At 67.0% G+C, this 23,895-nt stretch carries 21 protein-coding genes; 6 read left to right on the top strand and 15 right to left on the bottom strand.

Annotation, left to right across the window (positions count from 1 at the left end; genetic code table 11):
* Window positions 1-85 precede the first annotated feature (85 nt).
* The 3 genes from M2390_RS12280 to M2390_RS12290 are packed head-to-tail and all read right to left on the bottom strand — an operon-like array spanning window position 86 to window position 3,166.
* Complete coding sequence (locus tag M2390_RS12280) at window positions 86-1,069, bottom strand: NADP-dependent oxidoreductase (RefSeq protein WP_121687691.1); 984 nt, start codon at window positions 1,067-1,069, stop codon at window positions 86-88.
* Between the two features lie 40 nt (window positions 1,070-1,109).
* On the bottom strand, window positions 1,110-2,129 hold the full coding sequence (locus tag M2390_RS12285) for an iron chelate uptake ABC transporter family permease subunit (RefSeq protein WP_259179093.1): 1,020 nt from the start codon (window positions 2,127-2,129) through the stop codon (window positions 1,110-1,112).
* Window positions 2,126-3,166 carry an iron chelate uptake ABC transporter family permease subunit gene (locus M2390_RS12290; protein WP_259179094.1) on the bottom strand — a complete coding sequence of 347 codons (1,041 nt, stop codon included), beginning with the start codon at window positions 3,164-3,166 and terminating at the stop codon, window positions 2,126-2,128. Before M2390_RS12290 ends, M2390_RS12285 begins: the two co-directional genes overlap by 4 nt.
* A gap of 132 nt (window positions 3,167-3,298) precedes the next feature.
* Here M2390_RS12290 and M2390_RS12295 point away from each other — a divergent pair, with 132 nt between their 5' ends.
* Both M2390_RS12295 and M2390_RS12300 read left to right on the top strand, forming a co-directional pair.
* Window positions 3,299-4,327 carry an ABC transporter substrate-binding protein gene (locus M2390_RS12295; protein WP_121687689.1) on the top strand — a complete coding sequence of 343 codons (1,029 nt, stop codon included), beginning with the start codon at window positions 3,299-3,301 and terminating at the stop codon, window positions 4,325-4,327.
* A gap of 78 nt (window positions 4,328-4,405) precedes the next feature.
* Window positions 4,406-5,035, top strand: a complete 630-nt coding sequence (locus M2390_RS12300; RefSeq protein WP_259179097.1) for a M15 family metallopeptidase — start codon at window positions 4,406-4,408, stop codon at window positions 5,033-5,035.
* A gap of 86 nt (window positions 5,036-5,121) precedes the next feature.
* On the opposite strand, the gene M2390_RS12305 is transcribed toward M2390_RS12300, so the two are convergent.
* On the bottom strand, window positions 5,122-8,586 hold the full coding sequence (locus M2390_RS12305) for a hypothetical protein (protein ID WP_259179099.1): 3,465 nt from the start codon (window positions 8,584-8,586) through the stop codon (window positions 5,122-5,124).
* A 116-nt stretch (window positions 8,587-8,702) separates the two neighbouring features.
* On the bottom strand, window positions 8,703-9,338 hold the full coding sequence (locus tag M2390_RS12310; RefSeq protein WP_051701725.1) for a YqaJ viral recombinase family protein: 636 nt from the start codon (window positions 9,336-9,338) through the stop codon (window positions 8,703-8,705).
* 146 nt (window positions 9,339-9,484) lie between these two features.
* On the opposite strand from M2390_RS12310, the gene M2390_RS12315 reads away from it, so the two are divergent.
* Window positions 9,485-10,066, top strand: a complete 582-nt coding sequence (locus M2390_RS12315; RefSeq protein WP_259179104.1) for a hypothetical protein — start codon at window positions 9,485-9,487, stop codon at window positions 10,064-10,066.
* Window positions 10,067-10,248: 182 nt separating this feature from the next.
* Here M2390_RS12315 and M2390_RS12320 read toward each other — a convergent pair whose 3' ends face one another.
* The 8 genes from M2390_RS12320 to M2390_RS12355 all read right to left on the bottom strand — a co-directional run bounded on the left by M2390_RS12320 (window position 10,249) and on the right by M2390_RS12355 (window position 18,398).
* Entirely contained in the window at window positions 10,249-10,875 is a 627-nt protein-coding gene (locus tag M2390_RS12320) for a MarR family winged helix-turn-helix transcriptional regulator (protein WP_259179106.1), read from the bottom strand.
* A 9-nt stretch (window positions 10,876-10,884) separates the two neighbouring features.
* A complete protein-coding gene (locus M2390_RS12325) occupies window positions 10,885-12,630 on the bottom strand; it encodes an MDR family MFS transporter (protein WP_259179107.1) in 1,746 nt (581 codons plus the stop codon).
* Window positions 12,631-12,779: 149 nt separating this feature from the next.
* Window positions 12,780-13,457, bottom strand: a complete 678-nt coding sequence (locus tag M2390_RS12330) for an ABC transporter ATP-binding protein (RefSeq protein WP_259179108.1) — start codon at window positions 13,455-13,457, stop codon at window positions 12,780-12,782.
* Window positions 13,458-13,480: 23 nt separating this feature from the next.
* Window positions 13,481-14,956, bottom strand: a complete 1,476-nt coding sequence (locus M2390_RS12335; protein ID WP_259179110.1) for an ABC transporter permease — start codon at window positions 14,954-14,956, stop codon at window positions 13,481-13,483.
* 110 nt (window positions 14,957-15,066) lie between these two features.
* Complete coding sequence (locus M2390_RS12340; RefSeq protein WP_259179112.1) at window positions 15,067-15,732, bottom strand: ABC transporter ATP-binding protein; 666 nt, start codon at window positions 15,730-15,732, stop codon at window positions 15,067-15,069.
* Complete coding sequence (locus tag M2390_RS12345) at window positions 15,729-16,844, bottom strand: hypothetical protein (RefSeq protein WP_259179114.1); 1,116 nt, start codon at window positions 16,842-16,844, stop codon at window positions 15,729-15,731. The genes M2390_RS12340 and M2390_RS12345 overlap by 4 nt, the downstream gene beginning before the upstream one ends.
* Window positions 16,828-17,772 carry a hypothetical protein gene (locus M2390_RS12350; protein WP_259179115.1) on the bottom strand — a complete coding sequence of 315 codons (945 nt, stop codon included), beginning with the start codon at window positions 17,770-17,772 and terminating at the stop codon, window positions 16,828-16,830. Before M2390_RS12350 ends, M2390_RS12345 begins: the two co-directional genes overlap by 17 nt.
* Before the next feature lie 95 nt (window positions 17,773-17,867).
* Entirely contained in the window at window positions 17,868-18,398 is a 531-nt protein-coding gene (locus M2390_RS12355; protein ID WP_259179116.1) for a hypothetical protein, read from the bottom strand.
* A 216-nt stretch (window positions 18,399-18,614) separates the two neighbouring features.
* Between M2390_RS12355 and M2390_RS12360 the strand changes: the two genes are divergently transcribed.
* Both M2390_RS12360 and M2390_RS12365 read left to right on the top strand, forming a co-directional pair.
* Window positions 18,615-19,379 (top strand): response regulator transcription factor, encoded by a 765-nt coding sequence (locus M2390_RS12360; RefSeq protein ID WP_281272267.1) that lies wholly within the window; start codon window positions 18,615-18,617, stop codon window positions 19,377-19,379.
* Between the two features lie 5 nt (window positions 19,380-19,384).
* A complete protein-coding gene (locus M2390_RS12365; RefSeq protein ID WP_259179119.1) occupies window positions 19,385-20,995 on the top strand; it encodes a cell wall metabolism sensor histidine kinase WalK in 1,611 nt (536 codons plus the stop codon).
* On the opposite strand, the gene M2390_RS12370 is transcribed toward M2390_RS12365, so the two are convergent.
* Entirely contained in the window at window positions 20,992-22,761 is a 1,770-nt protein-coding gene (locus tag M2390_RS12370; RefSeq protein ID WP_121687682.1) for an ABC transporter ATP-binding protein, read from the bottom strand. The genes M2390_RS12365 and M2390_RS12370 overlap by 4 nt on opposite strands.
* Before the next feature lie 115 nt (window positions 22,762-22,876).
* On the opposite strand from M2390_RS12370, the gene M2390_RS12375 reads away from it, so the two are divergent.
* On the top strand, window positions 22,877-23,461 hold the full coding sequence (locus M2390_RS12375; RefSeq protein ID WP_259179124.1) for a DUF1349 domain-containing protein: 585 nt from the start codon (window positions 22,877-22,879) through the stop codon (window positions 23,459-23,461).
* A gap of 12 nt (window positions 23,462-23,473) precedes the next feature.
* Here M2390_RS12375 and M2390_RS12380 read toward each other — a convergent pair whose 3' ends face one another.
* The gene (locus tag M2390_RS12380; protein WP_121687679.1) at window positions 23,474-23,890 is read right to left on the bottom strand and encodes an NUDIX domain-containing protein; all 417 of its coding nucleotides are present in this window, start codon (window positions 23,888-23,890) and stop codon (window positions 23,474-23,476) included.
* Window positions 23,891-23,895: the final 5 nt, after the last annotated feature.

Consider the following 23,895-nt stretch of genomic DNA (forward strand, 5'->3'; position numbering starts at 1 on the left):
GCAGGGCAGCTCAGGGCTCGTGGATCCGTGCCCTGTCGAACGGGTAGGAGTCTGCCCGAGAAAACCGGGCGGGTGGCACCGCGCGCTACGGAATCGAGATCGCGATCTTGCCGCGGGTGTGCCCGGCCTCCAGCGCCTCATGGGCCTCGACAATGCGCTCGAGCGGATAGGTATCGGCGAGCACCACGCGCAGCTGGTCCGACTCGATCAGCGCGGTGATCTGCTCGAGCACGCGTGCATCGGGGGACACCTTATAGTGGGTGCCGCGCACGCCCGCGGCCTCCGCCTCGGCGGCGAATTCGGGCCAGCTGCCCGAGGGGACGTTGACGATGACGCCGCCCTCGACGATGACGCCGAGCGAGCGGCTGCCGGTGTTCGCGTGCACGTTACCGATCAGGTCGATCACCGCATCCACCGGGGCGAGGCCGTCCTCGAAGTTCCGCGCGGTGTAGTCGATGACCTCGGCGGCTCCCAGCTCGCGCAGGAAGTCGAGGTTGTGGGCGGAACCGGTGGCGATCACGTGCGCCCCGCGCAGCGCGGCGAGCTGGACCGCAAAGTGCCCCACACCTCCGGCACCGGCGTGGATCAGCACCCGCTGGCCCGATTCGATCTCGGCGGCATCCAGCGCGCCCCAGGCGGTCATCGCCGCCAGCGGCACGGCCGCGGCCTCGGTGAAGGAGAGATTGTCGGGCTTGGGCGCGATCGAGAGCGAGGGCGCGGCGACGTACTGCGCATAGGATCCACTCACCCGCGGCACCGGCAGCATCCCATAGACCTCGGTGCCTGGCTGCAGCGGGTGGGCCTCATAGGGAGCGCGCACCACCACCCCGGCAAAGTCGGATCCGATCAGCGCCGGATAGCGCACGATCCCCGAGGCGACCCCGCGACCGGCGCGCGTCTTGGTGTCGATCGGGTTCAGGGCCGAGGCGTGCACCCGTACCAGCACCTCATCGGAGAGGGCGAAGGGCACCGAAACCTCGTCGGTGAGGCGCAGGTTTTGTGCGGGACCGGGGGTGTCATACACGGCGGCAAGCATGGTGTGCGGGCGCGGGGAGTCTGCGGAGGTCATGCAACGAGTCTGCCACTTTCTTGCAGCATGCGAAAGCGTGTTACCGCAGTCGTTTGGACCCCTCGCGGCCCAGCAGCCAGAGCAGGTAAACACCGCCCAGACACACGGTCACCAGGCCCACCGGGAGCTGGATCGGGGCAAACATGCGCTGCGCCAGCAGGTCCGCGGTGACCAGCAGGAACGCGCCCATGCAGGCGGCGGGGATCAGCGCGATTCCGGCGCTTCCGGTGAGTCTGCGGGCCAGCTGCGGCGCGACCAGCGCTACAAACGCGATCGGCCCGGCCACCGCGGTCACCGCCGCCGTGAGCGCGACCGCGAGGACCACCAGGATCAGCCGTGCCCGCTCGGTCCGCACCCCCAGGGCCTGCGCCGCGTCGTCGCCAAGCTCCAGCATGCCCAGGGTGCGGCCGCCGGCCAGGGTCAGCGCGAGCACCGGCAGGATCACCAGGATCGCCGGCAGCGCCTGCGCCCAGGTGGTACCGCCCAGCGAGCCTGCACCCCATACCGCGGCGGCCATCGCGACCTCGATGTCGGCGCGCAGCACGAGCCACTGGTTGATCGCGGCCAGGGCGGCGCTGATGCCGATACCCACCAGGATCAGCCGGTAGCCGTGGGAGCCGCGTCGCCAGGCCAGGAAGTAGATCAGCAGCGCGGTGCCCAGGCCACCGGCCAGCGCGCCGATCGAGGTGGCCACGTAGCTGCCACCCACGAGCATGATCGCCAGCAGTGCGCCCGTGTAGGCGCCGGTGCCGAAACCGATCACGTCGGGGCTGCCCAGCGGATTACGGGTCAGCGATTGGAAGACTCCGCCGCTCACGCCGAGCGCCGCTCCGAAAACGATGGCGGCCAAGGCCCGCGGTGCACGCCAGGACAGCACGATCGAGCGCTCCAGATCGCTGCCGCCGCCAAAGAGCACACCGAGCACCCGGTCGGGTCCCAGCGGGTAGTCGCCGCTGCCGATCATGATGATGCCCACCAGTAGGGCCAAGACCAGCAGGATCACACACACGATCAGTGTGCGGGTCCGCGAACGGCTGCGCACGCGATGGGTCACACTCACAGTCCCGCCACCTTTTTTCGACGGGCCAGGTAGACCAGGACGGGCGCGCCGATCAGCGCGCAGGTGACACCGGCCTCAAGCTCGCCGGGAAGAATGACGCGGCCGATCACATCGGCGATCAGCAGGATGATCGGGGCCAGCACCGCCGAGAACACCAGTAGCCAGCGCTGATCGGTGCCGCTGATACGGCGGGCCAGGTGCGGGGCCATCAGCCCCAGAAAGCCGATTGCGCCCACCGCGGCGGTTGCGGAGCCGGCCAGCACGGTGATCGCCAGCAGAATCAGCACGCGTGAGCGTCCCGGATGGTAGCCGAGTCCGCGAGCGGCATCCTCACCGAGGGCCAGGGCGTTCAGCCCGCGACCGGTAAATGCGGCCAGCAGCAAGCCGATGCCCACGGTGATCGCGACCGGGGCCAGTAGGTCGCTCCCGCGGTCGGCGAGCGAGCCCACGGTCCAGGCGCGCAGCTGGTCAAAGGCGCTGGGGTTGAGTAGGGCGAGCCCGGTTCCGATCCCCGAGAGGACCGCGCCCAGCGCGACCCCGGAGAGCACCAGTCGGGCGGGATCCAGGCGGCGGGTGCCGCGCATCCCGATCAGCGAGACCAGGGCCGCGGCCGCCAGTGCTCCCGCAAACGCAAACCACACGTAGCCGCTGTAGGCGGTGATTCCAAAGGTGCCCACGGCCAGCACGATCGCCAGCGAGGCCCCGGCATTCACGCCGAGGAGTCCGGGCTCGGCCAGCGGATTCCGGGTGAACGCCTGCACCAGGGCCCCGGCAACCCCGAGGGCGGCCCCGGCCAGGATCCCCAGGATTGCTCGCGGGAGGCGCGAGCCGAGGATGATCGCCTGATCGGGGGAGCCATCCGGGGCAAACAGCGCCGCCCACACGGTGTGCGGCGGGATCGCCTTGGATCCGATCAGGAGCGAGCCCAGCGCGATCAGCGCCAGCAGCGCGAGGGCACCGATCAGCAGGGTAACCTTCCGCCCGGTGTGCTGCCGGGTACGGGTCGGAGTGGATGCCGGAGCGGGGGCAGACGCCACTCGAGGAACCTCCCGTTTGGATGCGGATAAACCAGTGGCCAGTCTAACCCGCGTTTTGCCGTCACACAGTCGGTCCTAAGGTTGGCAAGGCTTACCTGGCCTGTCGAGAAAATCTAGGCTACGTTCGAGGTGATGTATGAATTACGAAAGAAGCGAGCGCTCCAGGCCGCGGCCGTTGCCCTCCTGATTGCACTGACGGCTGGCTGCGCCCAGACCGATGGGGGTGGACTCAAGTCCGGGTCGGGGAACACCGATGTCGCGACCGGCGGCGCCCACTTCAAGACCGCCGATGAGGAGACCGCCAAGCTCGGCAGCACGGCCAAGCCCGGCGTCTTCCCGCGCGAGGTGAAGCACTCCGAGGGAACCACGGAGATCAAGACCAAGCCCAAGCGGGTGGTGGTCCTGGACACCGGCGAGCTCGACGATGTGCTGGCACTCGGGATCACCCCGGTTGGCATCCCCTCCACCGAGGGCGCCAACTCGATCCCCGGATACCTGGCCGATAAGGTCAAAAAGGCCACCTCGATTGGCACCATCCAGCAGCCCAACCTCGAAGCCATCGCCGCGCTCAAGCCCGACCTGATCCTCGGTTCCAAGCTGCGGGCGGACAAGCTGTATCCGCAGCTCGCGCAGATCGCCCCGACCGTGTTCTCGATCCGCCCGGGTTTCCCGTGGAAGGAAAACCTGCGCCTGGTTGCCGCGGCCACCGGTGATGAGGACAAGGCCGTGAGCCTGCTCAACGACTATCAGGCCGAGGCCGATAAGCTGCGCGCCGACATCCCCGGCAATCCCACCATCTCGCTGCTGCGCTTCATGCCGCAGAAGACCCGCCTGTACGGCAACGCCTCGCTGATCGGCGTGATTCTCAAGGACGTGGGTCTCGCCCGGCCCAAGATCCAGGACATCGACGAGCTGGCCACCGAGATCTCCTCGGAGAACCTCGCCCAGGCCGATGGCGATTGGATCTTCTACACCAGCTACGGCACCCCCGAGGCGACCGGTGAGACCGCGGCCCTGGCCGGTCCGATCTGGCCCACCCTCACCGCCGTCAAGGACAAGCACGTGCAGCGGGTGGACGATGACGTCTGGTACCTGGGCCTCGGCCCGATCGGCGCGGGCAAGATCCTGAAGGATCTGCGTTCGTACCTGGTTACCAAGTAGCGCCGCCCGGCACCGCCCCGACACCGTCCGGTGTCGGGGCGGTGTTGTTTGTGGGGGCAATGGACTAGCCTGTAGGGCGTGATCACGCTGATATCCGCCCCCTCCGTCGCCAGTATCCCGGTCGAGGAAAACGGAGAGGCGCTGGTGGAGCTTGCGGACTTCGGGGTGCTCTGCCGCCCGAATATCGGGGCCGGATCGCGGGTGCGGTTTGAACTGGCTCGGCGCCTCCGCGCCGCCGATCAGGCGCTGCCGGTGGGCTATCACCTGTGTGTGGCCGAGGGGCTGCGTCCGGTGGAAACCCAGCGAGCCATCATCGAGACGTATCTGGCGGCGTTACGGATCGAGTTTCCCGAGGCCGATGCTGCCACCCTGGATGAACTCAGCGCACGCTATGTTGCACCCGTTTCGGTGGCCCCCCACGTGGCCGGGGCCGCGGTGGACCTCACCCTGGTGAACGACGCGGGAATCGAGCTGGATATGGGCACCGCGATCGACGCGACCCCCGAGCAGAGCGCCGGCGCCGTCCGCTTTGCCGCGAAAAACATCTCGGTGTCCGCGCGGGCGAATCGCGAGCTGCTGGCTCGGGCGCTCGGCGCGGCGGGACTGGAAAACTACCCGCATGAGTGGTGGCACTGGAGCTATGGCGACCGCTACTGGGCGCATCTGACCGGTGCGGCCCACGCGGTGTATGGGCCGGTTGCGGACTAGCCGAAAAACGGCCTCGACGGTGCCCTCCCACGAATGGTGGTTCGTGGGATGGCACCGTGTGGCCGCCGTGAAGTTCCCGGCGGCCCCTACCGCGATGTGCGGGAGCGGGTGGCGCGTCTGATCAGGGCGGTGCCTCCGATGAGGATCAGAAGAGCGCCCCACGCGAGGGACAGGGACGCTGACTGATCGCGTCCGGTGTGGGCCAGGGTCTCCCTACTGTCCCCGCGGGGGAGAGCCGGGGATGGCGATTCGGGAGTGGAGGGGGCACCCGGGGTCGAGCTTGCCACCGGGGTTGGGGAGCCAGACGGTGCGGGCGTGCCCGGACCGGTGGGTGTGCCCGGACTGGACGGCGTGCCTGGACCGGTGGGTGTGCCCGGATCCGTCGGGGTGGGCGAGGGGCTCGGCGTCGGTCCCGTCTCGCCGCCCGGATCGGGCATCGTGGGGGCAAACACCGTGAACGTCAGGGACACCGCTCCCGGATCCGAAGTCACCACCGCGGTGCCAACCGGGAACGAGTGGGGGAGCTCAATGCTCGCCTCGAACGCACCCCTATCATTCGGGGTGACCTCCACGATGGTCTCGTCCGCTGCCGGGGGTACGGCACCGAGGGCTCGGGCGGCCGCGGGTGCGAGGGAACGCAGGCTCAGGGTGACGTGCTCACCCGGTTCAAACCCCGTTCCGCTGATCAGAAGCGGCGTGCCGGGGGTCGGGCGCGAGGTTGTCACGTGCAGTGCGGCATCGACATAGGGTGCCGGGGCAACGGGTGGGGTGGGAACGCTGCGTGCCACCGGGTCTGTCGCAGCATATCCCTCGGCCTCGCCTCGGGCGATCGCGTTCACCCGCTTTCCCACGTGTTCCGGGCCGAGCAGCAGGGTGTCGCCGTGCCCCAGAACGGTTCCAAAATCGTCGATCCACGACCACTCATACGCCGCGGTTTCCGGAACCCACGCCGTCGAGGTCGCGTGCAGGATGTTCCCCGCTCGCACGCTTGTGCCTACCGGTTCACCATCCACGGTGATGGTCACGGTTCCGGGTACCAGGAGTGCCGGACCGATGATTCCCAGGTCGTGCCGTGCACTGGTGAGGGGGTCGAACCCGAGTTTTGTGGCGGAGAATGAGACGCTCAGGCGCTTGCCCGCCATTGCCGGGGTGAGGTCGAGCTGGGGGTCGGTGGCCCCGGGAATTTCAGTGTCGTCGAGGAACCACGTGGGGGTTTCCGTGTCGGGGGTAGTTCCCCACCCCGTTGCCGTGGCCTCTACCTGCTTGGCAACCGTGGGTGTGCCGGTTGTTTCGATGCGCGGCTCGGTGAATTCCGCCGGCAGAACCCGGGACGGGGAGGACGTGGCGGTTGTGATTCCGGTGAAATTAGGGGCGTTGCTCGCGACCGTCACGGTGAGTGCTGAACCGACCCAGCCCGGGCTCACCGTGAGCGTCTGTGCCGTTTCCTCGGTGAGGACCTTTCCGTCACGTTCCCAACGGAAGGTGAGGCTGTCGGCAGGGAGGTTCGTGTCCACGGTTGCCTGGAGAAGTGTGCCCGCCCGAACCTCAGATGGGATCACGGCATCGATTTTTGCCACCTCGGTGACCACTCGGCCGTTACTGGGAGCCTGTCCGGAAATCGGAAGGTGCTGGTAGGCGGATGCAGTGACGTCGGCGCTGATCTCCATTCCGCGATGTTCCGAGGTCAGCGTCAGTGCGCCCTGGGTGCCCAGACGCTGAGGTTGACCACCGGGCATTTTTCCGTACCAGATCACGCTGGTGGAGGCTCCAGAAACAGGAAAGCTGGAGACGGCACCTGAGGTTACCGTCAGGACGCTGCCCACTCGCAAATTCCCATCTATGCGGGGGTTGATGCTCTTGAAATTGTATTTCTCTACCCGGATAGAGAGGGAGATGAGCTTATCGGGGTATCCCGGTGCGTGAATGGTGACGTTGGCGGTGAGGATTGTTGGCACCTCGGTCACATGGAGCTTGCGTGCCAGGTTGCTTCCGTCCGGGCTTCTTCCCTTCCCGATCCATTCCACCGTGTATGTGGCACCCGACACGGCGCTGGGGAGCAGTTCGACCGTGGGCTCAAACCCGGCGTTTCCCGTGTAATCGACGCGGGTCCAATCGGGATGGATGCCCAACCCCACCGGAGTGGTCTCGGGCGAGGTGATCTCCGTTCCCACCGTGTGTGCGCTCGCCGGGATCAGGCGCACCGAGAACGTGTGACCCAGATCATCGGCCACCGGTGTGTAGGTTTCGGCCTCGGCCCCGGGAATGACGTTTCCATCGCGCATCCAGACGAATGAGAGTCCCCGTGCCGTGGGGTAGTTCGGGTGCTGAACGATTGCCGTGAGCGGGTTGCCCACGCGGGGGTCTCCCTCGATTCGCGCCGTGAACGCCGAGACGGGCTCGGGGAGCCGGGGAATGGCGAGACCCTGGCTGGTTGCGGACGAGGCGAGTTGCCCCTCTCGGGATCCGGTAACGGTGGCGGTGATCGTCGTACCAGCCTCGGCTTCGGTGAGGGCCAGTGTGGGACCCGTGGCACCGGTGATGACGCCTCCCGGTTGTTTCGACCAGCCGTAGGTGAGCCGCACATCAGGTTCCCATCCCGAGATAATCGCGGTGAGGGTCTCGCCGACCCTCGCGGTTCCGGAAACCTGTACGGTTCCCACCCGCACCTTTTTGACGGAGATGACCGTACTCTGGTTGCCATCCCGGAAGCCGGGGATCTGGATTCTTGCGTGCACGGTGATCCCCGCGTCAATCTGAGCCTGGGTGGGAGTGAAGGACGTCTCGGTGATCTGTGGGGGAATATCGAACCGCGGGGGTGTGGCCCAGCCCTTAGGGAAGGAAGTGGTCTGCGTGTGCACGATCTCCGCACCCGCCCTCCAGGTCCAGTCCACGGTTTGGGGAGGAAGGTTTGTTCCCGTGGCCTGGGACTCGACAACGGGCTGGTAGTTCAGGAAGCCGAAGATGCTGTCACCGGCGGTGGCCTGCACGCGAATGCTCCGTCCCGCGGCTGCGGGGTCCGGGGTGAGACGCGCAAGCGAGAGCTCAACCTCGGGCGCGGGCAGCGGTTCATTCGCGGTGAGCGTGAACCCGTCCGACCAGTAGATTTTGTTGTTACCGCCGAGCTGCAGGCCGGGCCGCACCCGCACCGAGATGGTTTTTCCTCCGTAGGGAGAATGGACCGGGAGGCTGTAAACACCCGAGATGCCGGTGAGGAGCGTATCGCCGGCATACCAGTCGGTGGTGACAACACTCGGGGAGTTGTTGTCGGCCCAGACGAGATCGGTGATGTAACACTCCCACCGGCGCTGCCACATGATCAGCTGGGCGTCGCAGGTGAGGCGGGGGGTGTGTCCGGCTTTGAGCCTGATCTGCAGGTTGGGATCCGTCGTTGAGGGCTCGTCTGCCAGGGCTCGTACCTGCGTCGGTGTGGCTGCCGTGGTCGGCAGCGCCTGAGCGGAGGCGATGTTTCCTCCGAGGGCGAGCGCAACGGTGAGCGCGAAGGCGAAGAGAGGGGTGAGGAGCAGTCGTAGTCGTGGTAGTGCCGTGGACATCAGGGACCCTTCGGGAGCGGACGGACCGGATCACCCACAGACATTACACTATAAATTGTCACGTTTTGCAGTTATGCGTGCGCACACCCGCCCCCCGTTAGGGTGTAAGGCGCTCGCTACGGCGCGTAGGGCGCGATGGGCTCCAGGTGCTCGTATCCCTCGGGCATCGGAATGAAGGTGCGGCGGTGCAGCTCGTTGATCAGGTCGTTGGCCAGGCCCACGAGCTTGTTAATCTCGACCTCATCGCGGTCGATCCAGCGGCACAGCGGCTCCTCGCCCACCGGCACAAAATTCTTGTGTTCCTCCCAGACCACGAGGGTCCGCTCGGCCCCCAGCACGTACTGCTGCCACCAGATCTGTCGCATATAGTTACGCGGGACGCTGCGCCACGGCTTGGTGGTGGTCTTGATCTCGGAGAGGATGACCGTGCCTTCGGGGGTCATCGTGATGCCATCCGGGGTGGCCAGGTGACGCTTTTCCCACTCCGAGTGGTAGAGCCCCGAGGAGGGCTGGATGCCGTGGGTTGCGGCGACCCAGGCGGCGATCTCGGGTTCGCGGCGGCGGCCGTGCTCGGTGAATGCGTTGCCGGAGAATCCGGTCCCGTAGAGCTTCGCCTCGGCGGCGGTCTGGATCGAGCGCGGGGTGGACAGCTTGGCCACATCCGTCGCGGTAATGCCTCGCGCCCGGGCCCGGAGCCACGCGACCCGGTCGGTTGAGTCGGCTACGAAGCGTTCCTGATATCCAGATGTCACCCCTCTATTGTCCCCCCAATCCGCGGCGGCGATGACCACCGGGGCCGCGCGCCGCCGGGAAACCGGTCCGATCGGTTACCGGTAATTCGGGTGCTGTTCACCGCGAAAACCAGCCGATGTCGGTGGTTCGTGACACCGTAGATGCTATGGGACGAGACATCGCGGTGCACGTTGGCCCGACCTCTTCGGAGGCCGAGCGTCGTGGTGCGGCCGCCGCGGCCGCATCCTGGCTGGGAGCCGGCCAGCAGGTGGGACTCGTGGTATCCACGAGCCACACGTCCGAATCCGATCGTGCGCTGGTGCGTGCGGTTACCGAACGGATCCCGGTCCGCAGCGCCTGGGCGCACAGCGTGCGTCACGGTGCGGCCACCGAGGGCCTGGACGCGATCATCGTGGTGGCTCCGGACGCGGAGCTGCTCGAGTGGGTGATCGACCGGTTTGGTGCACGGCCCGGCTCGGGTCCCGCCATCGTGGTGCTGGGAGCCTCCGGACCCGCCGTGCAGGCGCTGCTGGCCCGCGGGTCCCGTCCGCTTCCCGTGGCGTATGAGTCGCGGATCCCGGCCACCCGTGAGGTGGCGGCTTCGCGAGCCTCCCTGGCCCCGGTATCGCTGGGCTCAGTATCCCCGGACTCGGCATCGCTAGATTCGGTCCTGTTGGATGCGGCCCCCGCGCCGTTCGCGCGGCGCTGGGCCGCACCCTTTGGGCTCGCGGCCCGCATCGGGGCGTAGCGACAGGACAAACAGACGGCGTGGGTCGTGCCCCGGGTTTCCGGAAGGCACGGCCCACGCCGTCTATCTGTGTTGAGGTACTGCGTGTGCCAAAGCGCGGTGCGCGCCCCGGCACCGTGCTGCGTGAGGTGTGGCGCTGTTCGGGATGCCGTGCGTGCCGGGAGTGCAGCGCCCTGCGTGCGCTAGACCAGCCCGGTGAGCTCGCGCAGCATGTGCGAGAGTCGGGCGATGTCCTCGGTCTCCCAGTCCCGCATGTTTTCGTAGAGGCGGCTGCGGCCGGCCTCGCGTAGCTCCTGAATGCCGGCGATGGCCGCATCGGTGGCCGAGAGGTTGATCACCCGGCCGTCGTGTACATCGGGGGTGCGCACGATCAGGTCGTGTTCTACCAGCTGTCGGATCAGCCGGCTCGTGGTGCTACGGTCGCTCCCCAGCAGCTCGGCCAGCTCGCCGGCCTGGAGTGAGCCATGCGAGATGATCGTGCCGAGGGCCTTATAGGCACCGGGCTGGAGGCCCGGACGTAGCAGCTCGGCACGCTCACGAATGGTGGTGCGCACGCGGGCAAACAGTCCGATCAGGGTGTGTTCCAGATCGGCGACGGCGGCGTTGAACTCCGGATCGGAGGAGTTGATCACGGTCACCGGGGCGCACAGCGGTTCATGCGGTGCGGGGAGGGTCGCGGCATCGCTCGCGGCGGGCACCTCGTGTTTTGAGGTGTCCGCCGCGGCCCGCCGCACGGCCTCGGCGGCGCTGTCGCGCTCCGAGGCCCGTGCGTTGTCGGCGGGGATGCGGGTGGGGGTGTCCACGGTCATGACGCCAGTTTAGTTGTCCGCGTCGCTACGGCGCGTGCCGTCGGGGTTCAGCGTGGAAATCGTTCCGGTGGTGGCCACCAGGTCGCCCTGGGCACCGATGCTGGCCTCACCCACGGCGATCAGGTTTTCCCCGGCGGCGGCAGCCTCGGCCCCGGCTACGGACTGGGCGTCCTCGCCGTTCTTCAGGCGCTCGGTTGCGGTCTGGGTGCTGAGTGAACGGTTGGGCAGGAAGACGATCGCCAGCACGGTGATCAGTGCGAGCGGGGCCGCGAGCAGGAAGATGTCGGCGACACCCTGACCGTAGACGGACTCGATGATCACGCGGATACCGTCGGGCATCTCGGCCACCTTGGGCAGGACGCCGCTCTGCAGCTGCTTGCCCACGGCCTCGCCGGCCGGGCCCAGGTGAACCAGGGCCGTCTGAATGTCCGCGGCCTTGGCGGTGATGCCGTCGGCGATCTTGGTGGCCAGGACCGAACCCAGCACCGAGATACCGATGGTTCCACCGAGGCTCCGGAAGAAGGTCACGCCGGAGCTGGCGACACCGATTTCCTTGGGGGAGACGGTGTTCTGGACGATCAGCACGAGGTTCTGCATGACCATACCCACACCCACACCGAGGATGAACATGTAGATCGAGACGACCACGTAGTTGGTGTCGTACTTGATGGTTCCCATCAGGAACATGCCCACGGTCAGCGCAATCGAGCCGAAGACCATGTAGCCCTTCCACTTACCAAACTTGCTGATCAGCATGCCCACGAAGGTCGAGGAGAGCAGCAGGCCGCCGATCATCGGCAGGGTCAGCAGACCCGACTGGGTCGGGGTCGCGCCACGGGCGAGCTGCATGTACTGGCCCAGGAAGACCGAGGTACCAAACATCGCCACACCCACCGAGATCGAGGCGATCACGGCGAGGCTGAAGGTCGGGTTCTTGAACAGGCTCATTGGGATGATCGGGTTCTCGACCTTGACCTCAACGATCACGGCGAGGATCAGCATGAGAACCGCGCCGCCCACCATGACAAAGCTGGTGGTGGAGTCCCAGTCGAAATCGTGTCCGGCCAGGGTGACCCAGATCAGCAGCAGCGAGATGCCGCCGGCGATGAGGATCATGCCGAGGTAGTCGATCTTGACCTTGATCTTCTCCAGGGTCGGCAGGTTCAGGTTGCGCTGCAGCAGGAAGATCGCGGCGATCGCGAAGGGCAGGGCCACAAAGAAGTTCCAGCGCCAGCCGATGGCGTCGGTGATCACGCCACCCAGCAGCGGGCCACCCACGGTACCCACGGCCATGACGGCACCGAAGAGGCCCATGTAGCGGCCACGCTCACGCGGGCTGATGATGTCGGCCATGATGATCTGGCTGAGGGCCGCCAGGCCACCACCACCCAGACCCTGCATGACGCGGAAGATAATCAGGGTCTCGGTATTCTGCGAGAACCCGGCCAGTGCCGAACCGAGCACAAAGATGACCAGTGCGATCTGGATCAGCAGCTTGCGGTTGGTGATGTCGGCGAACTTGCCCCAGATCGGGGTGGACACCGTGGTGGCCAGCAGGGTCGAGGTGATGACCCAGGTGAAGGCGGCCTGGTTACCGCCGAGGTCCGAGATGATTCGCGGCATCGACGTGGAGACCACGGTTCCGGCGAGGATCGAGACAAACATACCCATGAGGAGCCCGGATAGGGCCCGCATCACGGCGGGATGAGACATTGCGGCGGGGGACTGCGCCGTATCGGTGGTTGTTGCTGACATGTGTTGTGCGTACTCCGAGCGCTTCGTTAATATCCTTGCGAAAAGTCAACTATATGCCGATCATTGATCTATGTCAACTAAGTGCGGACTCGGTCCCCGTGCACGCCAACGGCCGCCCACCCGAGGGTGAGCGGCCGTTGAGGAGCCCGCTATTTATCGCCGATCTCGGTGATGCCACCGCCGCCGAGGTGCAGGCGGCGCGGGGCGCGTTTCGCGACCGCCGAGTCGTGCGTGACGATGATCATGGTCAGACCCTGATCGCGCCAGAGGCCCTCGAGCAGCGCCAGCACGTCGTCCCGGGTGTCCTCATCGAGGTTGCCGGTGGGCTCATCGGCAAGGATGACGGTGGGGTTTTTGACCAGTGCGCGGGCGATGGCCACGCGCTGCTGCTGACCGCCGGAGAGCTCGCTCGGCCGGTGATCGATGCGGTCATCCAGCCTCACCTGCGCGAGCGCGGTGCGCGCCCGGCTGCGCCGTTCGGCCGCCGGGATACCGAGCGGGACCAGGGCGGTCTCGACGTTTTCGCCGGCGGTCATCGTGGGCAGCAGGTTAAAGCCCTGGAACACAAAGCCGATCCGTTCGGCGCGGGCCTTGGCGCGGCGGCGCTCGCCGAGGGTGGAGAGGTCGTCCCCGGCGAGGTGGATCGATCCGGTGGTGGGCCGATCCAGCGCTCCGAGCATCTGCAGCAGGGTGGACTTGCCGCCGCCGGTGGGGCCCTGGATCGCGATGAACTCGCCATCCTCGATCCGCAGGTCCACATCCTTGAGCGGGGTCACCGGTCCGCGGGCGGTTTTATAGGTCTTGGTCAGACTCGTGAGGGTGTACATGGTTTCTCCTAGGCGTAGTGGGGCTAGACGATCGCGCGCAGGGCCGCGGCCGGGCTGAGGCGTGCCGCACGCCAGCCGCCAATGGCACCGGCGAGCAGCCCGGCGAGGACGGCGAGGCCGACTGCGATCAGGATCAGCGAGAGATCAAAGGGCAGGTGCAGCGCGATGTTGGTGGTGTGCTCGGCTGCCGCACGGGCACCCTCGCCGGTTCCGGTACCCGCCCCGGTACCGGCTCCCGCTCCGCCACCGAATCCGCCGCCACCCTCGCCGCCGCCCCCGAACCCGCGTCCGGCAGCCCGGGTTGAGGCTCCCACGGTCGGGGCAATCGCGTTGACAATCATGGTGCCGACCAGGCCGAGGACCACACCAACAATCGCGCCGAACAGTGCCTGCACCACCGATTCCCCGGCCACCTGTCCGACCACGCGGCGGTTGCTCCAGCCGATGGCCTTGAGGGTGCCAAACTCGCGGGTGCGGCGGGTTACGCCGGAGACCGTAAAGAGGATCGCCAGCAGTACGGCGGCCGCCAGGACAATGATCGAGAGCCAGGTGCCGAGGGAGGAGACCAGGCTGGCCGCGCTGCCGAGGGATCCGGAGATGCCGGCGGCGAGGTCAGCCTGGGTCGAGACCTTGGTTCCGGCCAGTGCCTTGGTAAGCGCGGCGCTGGTTGCGGGGATCGTATCGGCCGAGGTGGCCTGGACGTAAATCGTGCTGACCTTGCCGGTTTCACCGGAGAGCTGCTGGGCAACCCCCAGCGGGATGTAGACGTTGGCTGCGCCGGGATCACCCGAGTCGTCGACGATCCCGACAATCGAGAATGCGGTGCCGCCGAGCGAGACGGTCCCGCCCACGGCGAGGCTCGCGGTGGTCGCGTAGGTCGAGTCGAGGACGGCGACGTTCGCGGTCGCATCCGAGGTGGCCAGCGCGCGGCCCGAGGTGGTTTTGTCTCCGGCGATCGGACCGATCGTGGCGGCCGGGTCGAGGCCCAGCACCGAGATCGTGTCCACGTTGAAGTTGCCGCCGCCGGTGCGGCCGCCCTCCACCTCGCCGCGGCGGTTCTCGGTGCCCGGCGTCGCGCCGGAGAAGGTGCCGCCAAAGGTGATGTTGTTGAGGGCCAGGGCACCGCTGGCGTCCTTAACGCCGGTCACGGTGCCGGCGGTCTTGACCAGGGTCTGGTCCAGGGTTCCGGCTCCGCGGGCGGCAACCAGGCGGGAGGTGGACACGTTGGTGTCGCCGCCGGTGCCGGGCGCTCCGCCGGCGAAGCTGAACTGCTGTCCGGTTCCGGGGGCGGTGCCGGGGGCCTGGGGTTCGGCGGTCACGGTGACGTCGGTGCCGACGCCGTAGAGTCCGGTCAGCACCTTGGACTGGGCGTTGGCGATTCCGGCGGAGACCCCGCCGACGAGCACCACGAGGGCGATCGCGAGTGCGAGCCCGAGGGACACGATGAGGGTTTGTTTTTTACGCCCGAGGAGCTCTCGGCGCAGGGAGGTCAGGAACACTGCTGGGTCTCGCTTTCCGCGGCCGGGTGCCGCGAAACCGAACCTAGGCAGCGTCCCTGTGCCCAGATCAAGGGGAGGCTATGCGTAACTTATGAATCTTTATGTTTTGTTTATGGGAGGTGGATCAGGCGGTCGCAGCGGTCTAGAACGTCGAGGTCGTGGGAGGCCAGGATGACCCCGGTGCCCGCATCTGCCCTGGCGCGAAGGAGGGTGGCAAGGGCTGCGGCCGCCTCCGCATCGAGGGAGGCAGTGGGTTCATCGGCGATCAGGATGTCCGGCTCGCGAATGAGTGCTCGTGCCAGGGCGACCCGCTGCCGCTGCCCGCCCGAGAGGGTGTCCACTGGACGCTCCGGGGACAGGCCGCCGAGTCCGACGACAGCTAAAACTCGCTGGGTGCGACCTTTGCGTTCGGCCCGACTCGGGGCAGGACGCAGAAAACGCAGCGGAAGATCGATGTTCGCTCCCACCGATTCGTCATTCAGGAGATCCCCGGTCTGGGCGAGATATCCGATGTGGGCGTTGCGGATTCGGGCGAGGGCCCGCGGGTCACCCACATGCGCGCGCTCACCCAGCACGCTGAGGGTGCCCTCCTGCGGGGCGCTCAACCCGGCCAGGATGCGCAGAAGTGTGGTTTTTCCGGTGCCGGAGGGGCCGCCTACCCCGATCATTTCTCCCCGGTGTAGGTACAGCGAGAACCCGTCCAGAATAACGCGGAGACCAGCCCCATCGGGATAGACCTGGGTGAGACGATCGGCGTGGAGAAGGGGTGCGATCATGAGGAACCTTTGAGTTGAAATGCTCGGGTGAGTGCGCGGGAAAACGGAACAGCGATGAGGAGATGCAAAATCAAGGCAACGGCCACGGGGGCTGCCAGTGCGGCCGGGGGAAGCAGCGGCGGCCAATCCGCCGGGAGATAGGCAAGCCAACCGACTGTGTATCCGGTCAGGAGCGGGAGATCCACGCCGAGGGTGAGGGTCACTTGCATGCGTATTCGCAGCGCGCTTGCCCGCGCTCCCTGCCGAAATTCGATGCGATACCGCGCCAGCATGCGCTCTCGAAGTCTTCGAGCCGCGGCCACAACCACGAGGCTGCCCAGGATTAGTGTGGTGAGGGTCAACCCGAGTGCTAGGGCATCACTCAGCGCACCCGATCGAGAGCGTTGAAAGCTCGTCGCCGCGACCGCTTCAAAACGGCGCCCGGTGTGAGCCTGCTCCTCGGCCGTATTCATCGCCGCGGTGAGGGTGTCAAGGGTGTCTGGCGAGCATGCGCACCGGATACTCCGGGCGAGCTCATCCGCCCGCCCGCCGTTCATCAGTCCGAGCGCTGTGGCACCGGCCGGGCTCACCCACAGCACGGGGTCTGCAGTGGGTGCGCCCACCACGGCCGGGGCCTGACCCGAGCCGCGCAGCAGCGTGAGCGTGCCGAGTCGAGTGGGACCAATCCTCGCCAGATCTGCCGGGGAACCCCAGTACAGGGCCTCGGTGTCTCCGGGGGGCGCCTGGCCTGTGGCCTCGGCGGCCCCTGTGCTGATCAGGATACGCAGGATGCCGACCCGTGCGAGTACGGGATTGGCGAAGACCTGGGTGAGGTAATCAACGCCGAGGACAAGGGAGAGATCGGCGCGCTCGCCGAGTGCATCTAAAAGCGGGGCAGTTGCGGGAAGTCGGGTGGCGTCCCGAACGTCACGGCCGATCCGGGCCTGTGGGTCGATGACGCGGAAGCCGCTGAGATTATGGGCGGTGTCGCGGACGCTATCCGACGACCCTGAAAACGCAAACGTTGCAAAGCTTGCGATCAGTCCCGCGGTGAGCCCGAGGATTACCGTGGAGGTGATGATCCACCCCGTGGCACCCCGCAGATCACGCCCCAATCTAGTGCGGGACGACATGGCGAAGCCTCGTGGTGTTCCAGCGGATCGCGATTGCCGTCTGGATGGTCAGCGTGAGTGCGTGCAGAACGAGCGCCGAGGCAAGAGCCGAGGCGATATAAGGGGCGGATGACAGCACCAGATCGCGAACCCCGAACAAGGTGGCCGCGACCAGCACCGTGCCGATGAGGGTGCCGGCAACACCCGAACGCAGCAGGAGTAGGAGCTGGTCCCGGCGCACAATCTCACGGGTCGCACCCGCGCTCACCCACACTTGGTAGCGATCGTGCTCTCTGCCCAGGAGGGAGCCCGCGGTGAGGAGCGGTCCCAGTATCACAATTGCGCCCAGCCCCTGAGCGATCATCCCGAACGGGCTTGCCGCCCCGCGGGTAATGAGTGCCCACGGGGTGGAATCCGGTTCAAATGAGACCCCGACAATCCGCATTCCGCCGCGCTCAAACACCTCGATGAACGGGGATACTGTGTCCTCATTCACGCCAAAAATACGGTAGATACCGGGGCCAAACGGGAGCGCCTCCGGCGTGAACAGCAGCGCGGGTGGGCGACCCTCAAACGTGGTTTCGGTGGGGATGAAGCGACCCTGTTTTCTGGTTGGGGTGATGGTCGCCGCAAGAATCGTGGGGTCCGGAGAGCCGGGAAAATCCGTCGCAACGAGGACCCGCGCACCGGGCTGATCCGAGCGTAGGGGTGTTGCAACGCCGATCCGGTTTGCCGGATCAAAAACGCTCACCAGCCCGGTCTCGTACCAACGGGAATACGCAATCGTGGCCCCCGCCTCGCGGGCGGCTCTCGAAAGCGCGGGGGAGAGTGGCAGCGGGGCGGCGTCCACGTCCGGTCCGATGACGGTGAGCCTGGCCGTGGGATCGCTTGATCCCAGTTTCATCGCCGTGGCACCCGTGGAATTCTCGATCAGCAGGAGCGCCAGCATGCTCCAAAACACGACCCCGAGCACCCCGCACGCGAGAAGCGGAAGTGCCGGGACGCGCCAGTATGCAGCAGAGCGCACCATTATCCCGAGCCGATTCAGCAGACTTGGGGATTGACCGTGCCAAAGTCCCAGCGGAACTCGGTCGGTGTTGCCCACGGGTTGAGTGTGTCCATCACGATGCTGACTTTCACCTTCCCCGGAGTCCAACTGCAACTACCGTTGTTCGCGGCGTAGGCAACCTGCCAGTCGTTGACGTTCGCGCCGTCGCGCATGTACTTGTGTTGGGCGCTGATGTATCTACTGCCCTGATACACGTTGCCAGCCGCGTAGCTCTGCCCGATGTATCGAACCGAGGAGTCATGAGTCGAGGAGACGAAACTACTTCCTCTGTCCACGCGGTACTCATTTGAGAGTGGGCGGGGCCCGTCATCGGAGGAGTATCTTTCAAGCGTGAAGCTCCCTGATTCCCAGGTCAGCCCCTCTTCGGGCCCGTATGCGCGCTCGTCTATTGTGATGTTCGATGGTGGCTCGGAGGGCTGGCTCTCTGTTGAATCTGTAGAGGCTGCGGGAAGACCCGTGAAGGCGAGAGTGGCCGTGATGGCCGCTGCCGCGGAGATGAACGTCATGATTACTCCCTTGATTGATTTCCGATAGGGCACGCAAACGCACGAGCGGAGATGGGGGGAGAGGCGTGTGAGGGGCCGGTAATGGCGACGCTAGACCCGAACACCTGGGTTCGGTCTGTACGCCCGGAACATCGCACCGGCGGACATTTTTGCCTCGTACAGTCCACATCCACGCTGCGCATAGGTTTCTCATAGGTTTGCGCGGATACTGGAGGAATGAGCGATAGCAGCAGCTTTAGACCCGCCGTGCCCCTGAGCGCGATGACCCGTGCCGATGGTGGGGCCCTGCGCATCCTCGTGGTGGATGATGAGCCCTCCCTGACCGATCTGCTGCGCATGGCGCTGCGGTATGAGGGCTGGGAGGTGGAGACCGCCGGGGACGGCGCGACCGCGCTGGCCACCGCCCGCAAATTCAATCCCGACCTGGTCATCCTGGACATCATGCTGCCCGACCTCGACGGCCTGAGCATCCTCGGTCGTCTGCGCGCCCGCGACGCCGACCTGCCCGTCCTCTTTCTTACCGCCAAGGATGCCCTCGATGATCGCATCGCCGGGCTCACCGCGGGCGGGGACGACTACGTCACCAAGCCCTTCAGCCTCGAGGAACTCGTCGCGCGCATCCGCGGCCTGCTGCGCCGCGCGGCCCTGGTCACCCCCGAGCAGGTCGGTCCGCTGGTGCAGGTGGGCGACCTGATCCTCAACGAGGACTCCCACGAGGTGGAGCGCGGCGGCGTGCCCATCGACCTCACCGCGACCGAGTTTGAGCTGCTGCGCTACCTGATGCGTAATCCGCGCCGACTGCTCTCCAAGATGCAGATCCTCGACCGCGTCTGGAACTACGAGTTCGACGGTCGCACCAGCATCGTGGAGCTCTACATCTCCTATCTGCGTCGCAAGATCGATGCGGGCCGCGAGCCGATGATCCACACCTCCCGGGGCGTGGGCTACATGATCAAACCGGCGCGGGTCGCCGGCGAGTGAGCGACATGGCCACCGCGGCTCTCGCGGACATCCCGCCGCGTCCACCCCTCCCCGCCGGCACCAAGAAGCGGCGGGTACTGACGCTGCGCCAGCGGATTCTGCTGATCGTGATCGCCGGCATCGCGCTGGCCTCGACCCTGATCGGCGGGGCCGCGGTCTTGACCGTGGGCAACCTGCTGGAAAACCGGGTGGATGAGCAGTTACAGCACCTGGTGCAGCGACCCGACCGCAATCCGGGGGTCGCCGATCCCCAAAACCAGTCGTTCCTCGGCGACCCGGGCACCGGCCCCGGCGCGCTCGGCGTGCTCGTCGTGGACGGCGTGGCCGTGCGCTCGGCCGCGCTCAGCGCCGACGCGGTCCCCGAACCCCTGGACGATGCCCAAAACCGCGCGATCCTGGCTGCCCTGGGCAAAAACGAACCGGTCACCGTGAACATCCCGGGCCTCGGCAACTACCGCATCCTGGCTCGGGACGTGCAGGTCTTGGTCTCTCAGACCACCCTGCGCCCGGGCGTGAGCGTGGTGGGGCTGCCGATGGCCGCGACCGAGCTGACCCTCTCCCAGCTGACCCGGGCGATTCTGGCGCTGGCCGGTGCCGTTCTGCTGCTGACAGTGGGGGCCGCCTACCTGGTGATCCGGCTGGCGCTGCGTCCGCTGGACCGGGTGGCGGCGACGGCCGCCGAGGTATCTCGGCTCTCGCTGGGAACCCCGATGGACGAGGACTCCGACGGGACCGAAACCTCCGAATCCGCCCGTCGTGCCGAGCAGGCCGAGGACCGGACCGAGGCGGCGCTGCGGGTCCGTGTGCCCGAAAAGGACGCCGACGAGCGCACCGAGGTGGGCCGCGTGGGTGCCTCACTCAACCGGATGCTCGGGCACGTGGAGGAGTCGCTGCGGGTACGCCGCGCGGGCGAGGTGAAGCTGCGAAGGTTCGTCTCGGATGCCAGCCACGAGCTGCGCACCCCGCTGGCCTCGATCCGCGGCTACTCCGAGCTGGCCCGCCGGATCGGCGGGGATCTGCCCGAGGACATCGCGTACTCGCTCGAGCGGATCGGATCCGAGTCGATTCGGATGACCGGCATCGTCGAGGATCTGCTGCTGCTCGCCCGCCTGGACGAGGGGCGCGAGCTGACCCAGCGTCCGGTGGACCTCACCGACATCGTGTTCCATGCGGTGAACGATGCGCGTGCGGCCGGTCCCGAACATCCGCTGGACTTCGAGGGCCCCAACACCCCGATTCGGGTGCTGGGGGATGCGCCGCGGATTCAGCAGGTCATCGTCAACCTACTTGCCAACGCCCGCGTGCACACCCCGGCCGGTACCCACATCGGAGCCCGGCTTGCGGTGGTGGACGGTGAGGCGGTGATCGAGGTGCGCGATGATGGCCCCGGGGTCTCCGAGAAGGTTCGCGACCACGTGTTTGAACGCTTCGTCCGCGGGGACGAGTCCCGCACCCGCACGGCCGGCGGGAGCGGAACCTCGGGGCTCGGGCTGTCGATCGTCGCCGCGGTGGTGCAGGCCCATGGCGGCCGGGTTGCGCTGGACTCCGAACCCGGCAACACGGTCTTCACGATCACGCTGCCGCTGCTGGAGGAAGACGCCGAACGCCCGATCTAGCCGTTCTGCGCCTCGTGCAGGCGGGCATAGTGTCCGCCGAGCTTGAGCAGCTGCTCGTGGCTGCCGATCTCGACGATCTTGCCGCGGGCCAGCACCACGATCCGGTCGGCCGAGCGGATGGTGGACAGGCGGTGGGCGACGATCAGGGTGGTCCGATCGCGCAGCAGCGTGTCCAGCGCGTCCTTGATGTGGGACTCGGATTCGGAGTCCAGCGCCGAGGTCGCCTCATCGAGGAACAGGATCCGCGGATCCCGCACCAGCGCCCGGGCGATCGCCAGGCGCTGCCGCTGACCGCCGGACAGGCTCGCCCCGCGCTCACCGACAACCGTGTCCCACCCCTGGGGCAGGTTCTCGATGATGTCCATCGCGTGGGCATCGGTCAGCGCCTTGAGCACGCGCTCATCGGTGACGTTTTCCAGGCCGTAGGTGATGTTGTCGCGCACGGTCCCGTCAAAGAGCACCGACTCCTGCGGCACCACCGACACGAACCGGCGCACCTCGCGCAGATCGAGGGATTCCAGGTCGCGTCCATCCAGCAGGATGCGTCCGCTGGTGGGGCGCAGGAAGCCCAGCACGAGGTTCAGCATCGTGGATTTTCCCGACCCCGAGGGGCCCACAAACGCGATGGTTTCGCCGGGGTTCACGGTCAGGTTAACGCCGTCGATGGCGACTCGGGGGTCCCCGGGGAAGCGGAAGCGAATGTCCTCGAAGCGCAGCTCGCCCTCGACATCGGTGATGTGGGACTTGCCGTCGTTCTCCTCCACATCGGGATCCTGCAACACCTCGCCCACCGAGCGGATCGACTCCAGGCCGCGGGTGAACACGGGCACCAGGCTCAGCAGGGTCACGATGCCGCCGGTGAGGATCGTGAAGTAGGTGCTCAGCAGCACCACCTGACCCGGGGTGATCGGCAGCAGACCGGTGAGGGAGGCGGCGGCCGCGGCCACCAGGCAGAAGACGCCGAGCAGCTGGTAGGCGACCCAGGACATCGCGCCGAACCGGCCGTTGAGCACGTCGAGGTTGATCCCCGCGCTGCGCACCTCCTCGGTGCGGTGGGAGACGCGTTCCACGGCGACCTTTTCCAGGCCGTGGGCGCGGGTGATCGGGATCAGCGTGGCCATCTCGCCCACCCCCTTGGAAAACTGCTCAACCTGGCGGCGGAAGTCCTCGTTGCGGTGGCGTGAGCGGGCGCGCACGTAGCGCATCAGGAGCACGGCGATCGGCACGGTCAGCGCGAACACCAGCACAAACGCCGGCACCTGGATCGCGGTCATGATGATCGCACCGGTCAGCGCGGCCACCGCCGAGAGGGCGGCGGGGAAGGCCTGCTGCATCATCAGCTCGACGTTTTCCACGTCGCGGACCACCTTGGTCTGGATGACCGCGGCGCTCGCCCGGGAGTGGTAGCCGATCGAGAGGGACTGCAGGTGCTCGGTCAGGGTGTTGCGCAGATCGGCGGCGATCCGGCGGGTGACCGTGCTAAAGAGGCGGGTGAAGGCCATATGTAGTGGATAGTTCTGCAGAAGCAGCACAACGGCGAGACCCGCGGCAATCGCGAGTTCGGTGAGGGAGCGGCGATCAACCACGATGTCGATCACCCGTGCGGTAATCACCGGCATCAGCCACAGCGGGCTGTCCTTCACGATGAAGGCGAGCGCGGCCAGCAGCAGCTTGCCGCGGTGCGGGCGCAGCAGGCCGAGGAACGCGCGGCCGGGATTGTGTCCGAGCGGCGGCAGCGGGATGGGGGAGGTGTGGGGTGCGTTCACGAGGTTCCGGTTTATGGGTCGATGGTCGATTCACGAGAGTACTCGCTTTTGCCCGAGTCGGCGATAGCCTACTGAGAGCGACCAATCCTCGGATCGCGCGAGTAAAGGAGCCCCGATGACCGACCGCTTGATCCCCTGGAGTGCCGGAACCTGGACCACCGCGCCGGTGTCCGCCACGCAGACCGACGCCGGTCTCGTCGTGGAGGCGGTGGAGGGCAGTGATGCCTGGCGGCACACCTCCTACGGGTTTGTGCACGATACCGAGCACGCGCTGATCACGCCGTTTGCGGTGGGTCGCGCGGTCGAGGTGTCCTTCAGCGCCGAGTTCTCCGAACAGTTTGACCAGGCGGGCGTGTTTCTGCGGGCGGCCGAGGACACCTGGATCAAGGCGGGTGTCGAGTTCGCCGACGGTGCGCTCCAGCTCGGCGCGGTCGTGACCCACGTCAACTCCGACTGGTCGGTGGCACCGGTCCCCGAGTGGAACGCCCGCGTCATCACGATCCGGGTGAGCCGCGACGAGACCTCGGTCACCGTGCGCGCCCGGGTGGATGCCGAACCGTGGCGTCTGGTGCGCGTGGCACCGCTCGCAGGCTCACTCGCCGTGTCCGCCGGACCGCTGATCTGCGCGCCGACTCGCTCTGGTTTCTCGGCCACCTTCCTCGGCTGGGCCGAGAACGCCGCGGACGCCGAGCTGCACTAGGGTTCGGCGGCCCTAGCCGCGCGCTTCCAGCGCCGCCACCGCCTGCACCGTTGCCACTGTGAGCGGGCTCGGCAGGGCGTCGAGGGGGAACCAGTCCAACCCGTCGTGCTTGTGCGGCTCGACCAGGTGCGGGGTGCCGGTGAAGGTGGGTGCCAGGTGGACCGGGGCGATCCAATGGGTGCCCGCCTCGGTGTCGATCTGATCCACCACACACAGCAGCGTGGTGTCGCCGAGGGTGATGCCCAACTCTTCGGCAATCTCGCGGGCAATCGCCGCGGGAACGGTTTCGCCCGGGTCAACCTTGCCGCCGGGCAGCCCCCAGAAACCGGCTTCGGGTTCGCGCCTGCGGCGGATCAGCAGCAGCTTGTCATCCCGAAGAATCGCGGCACCGCAACCCACACGGGGTTCGGACTGGACGGGCTGGGTCATGACAA

It is taken from the genome of Mycetocola sp. BIGb0189, assembly GCF_024810155.1.
Lineage (GTDB): Bacteria > Actinomycetota > Actinomycetes > Actinomycetales > Microbacteriaceae > Mycetocola > Mycetocola lacteus.

Excerpts from the sequence above, each read along its gene's own strand:
- M2390_RS12280 (WP_121687691.1), bottom strand. The coding sequence starts at position 1,069 with ATGACCTCCGCAGACTCCCCGCGCCCGCACACCATGCTTGCCGCCGTG.
- M2390_RS12295 (WP_121687689.1), top strand. The coding sequence starts at position 3,299 with ATGTATGAATTACGAAAGAAGCGAGCGCTCCAGGCCGCGGCCGTTGCC.
- M2390_RS12305 (WP_259179099.1), bottom strand. The coding sequence starts at position 8,586 with ATGTCCACGGCACTACCACGACTACGACTGCTCCTCACCCCTCTCTTC.
- M2390_RS12315 (WP_259179104.1), top strand. The coding sequence starts at position 9,485 with ATGGGACGAGACATCGCGGTGCACGTTGGCCCGACCTCTTCGGAGGCC.
- M2390_RS12320 (WP_259179106.1), bottom strand. The coding sequence starts at position 10,875 with ATGACCGTGGACACCCCCACCCGCATCCCCGCCGACAACGCACGGGCC.
- M2390_RS12325 (WP_259179107.1), bottom strand. The coding sequence starts at position 12,630 with ATGTCAGCAACAACCACCGATACGGCGCAGTCCCCCGCCGCAATGTCT.
- M2390_RS12330 (WP_259179108.1), bottom strand. The coding sequence starts at position 13,457 with ATGTACACCCTCACGAGTCTGACCAAGACCTATAAAACCGCCCGCGGA.
- M2390_RS12340 (WP_259179112.1), bottom strand. The coding sequence starts at position 15,732 with ATGATCGCACCCCTTCTCCACGCCGATCGTCTCACCCAGGTCTATCCC.
- M2390_RS12345 (WP_259179114.1), bottom strand. The coding sequence starts at position 16,844 with ATGTCGTCCCGCACTAGATTGGGGCGTGATCTGCGGGGTGCCACGGGG.
- M2390_RS12350 (WP_259179115.1), bottom strand. The coding sequence starts at position 17,772 with ATGCTGGCGCTCCTGCTGATCGAGAATTCCACGGGTGCCACGGCGATG.
- M2390_RS12355 (WP_259179116.1), bottom strand. The coding sequence starts at position 18,398 with ATGACGTTCATCTCCGCGGCAGCGGCCATCACGGCCACTCTCGCCTTC.
- M2390_RS12360 (WP_281272267.1), top strand. The coding sequence starts at position 18,615 with ATGAGCGATAGCAGCAGCTTTAGACCCGCCGTGCCCCTGAGCGCGATG.
- M2390_RS12365 (WP_259179119.1), top strand. The coding sequence starts at position 19,385 with ATGGCCACCGCGGCTCTCGCGGACATCCCGCCGCGTCCACCCCTCCCC.
- M2390_RS12375 (WP_259179124.1), top strand. The coding sequence starts at position 22,877 with ATGACCGACCGCTTGATCCCCTGGAGTGCCGGAACCTGGACCACCGCG.
- M2390_RS12380 (WP_121687679.1), bottom strand. The coding sequence starts at position 23,890 with ATGACCCAGCCCGTCCAGTCCGAACCCCGTGTGGGTTGCGGTGCCGCG.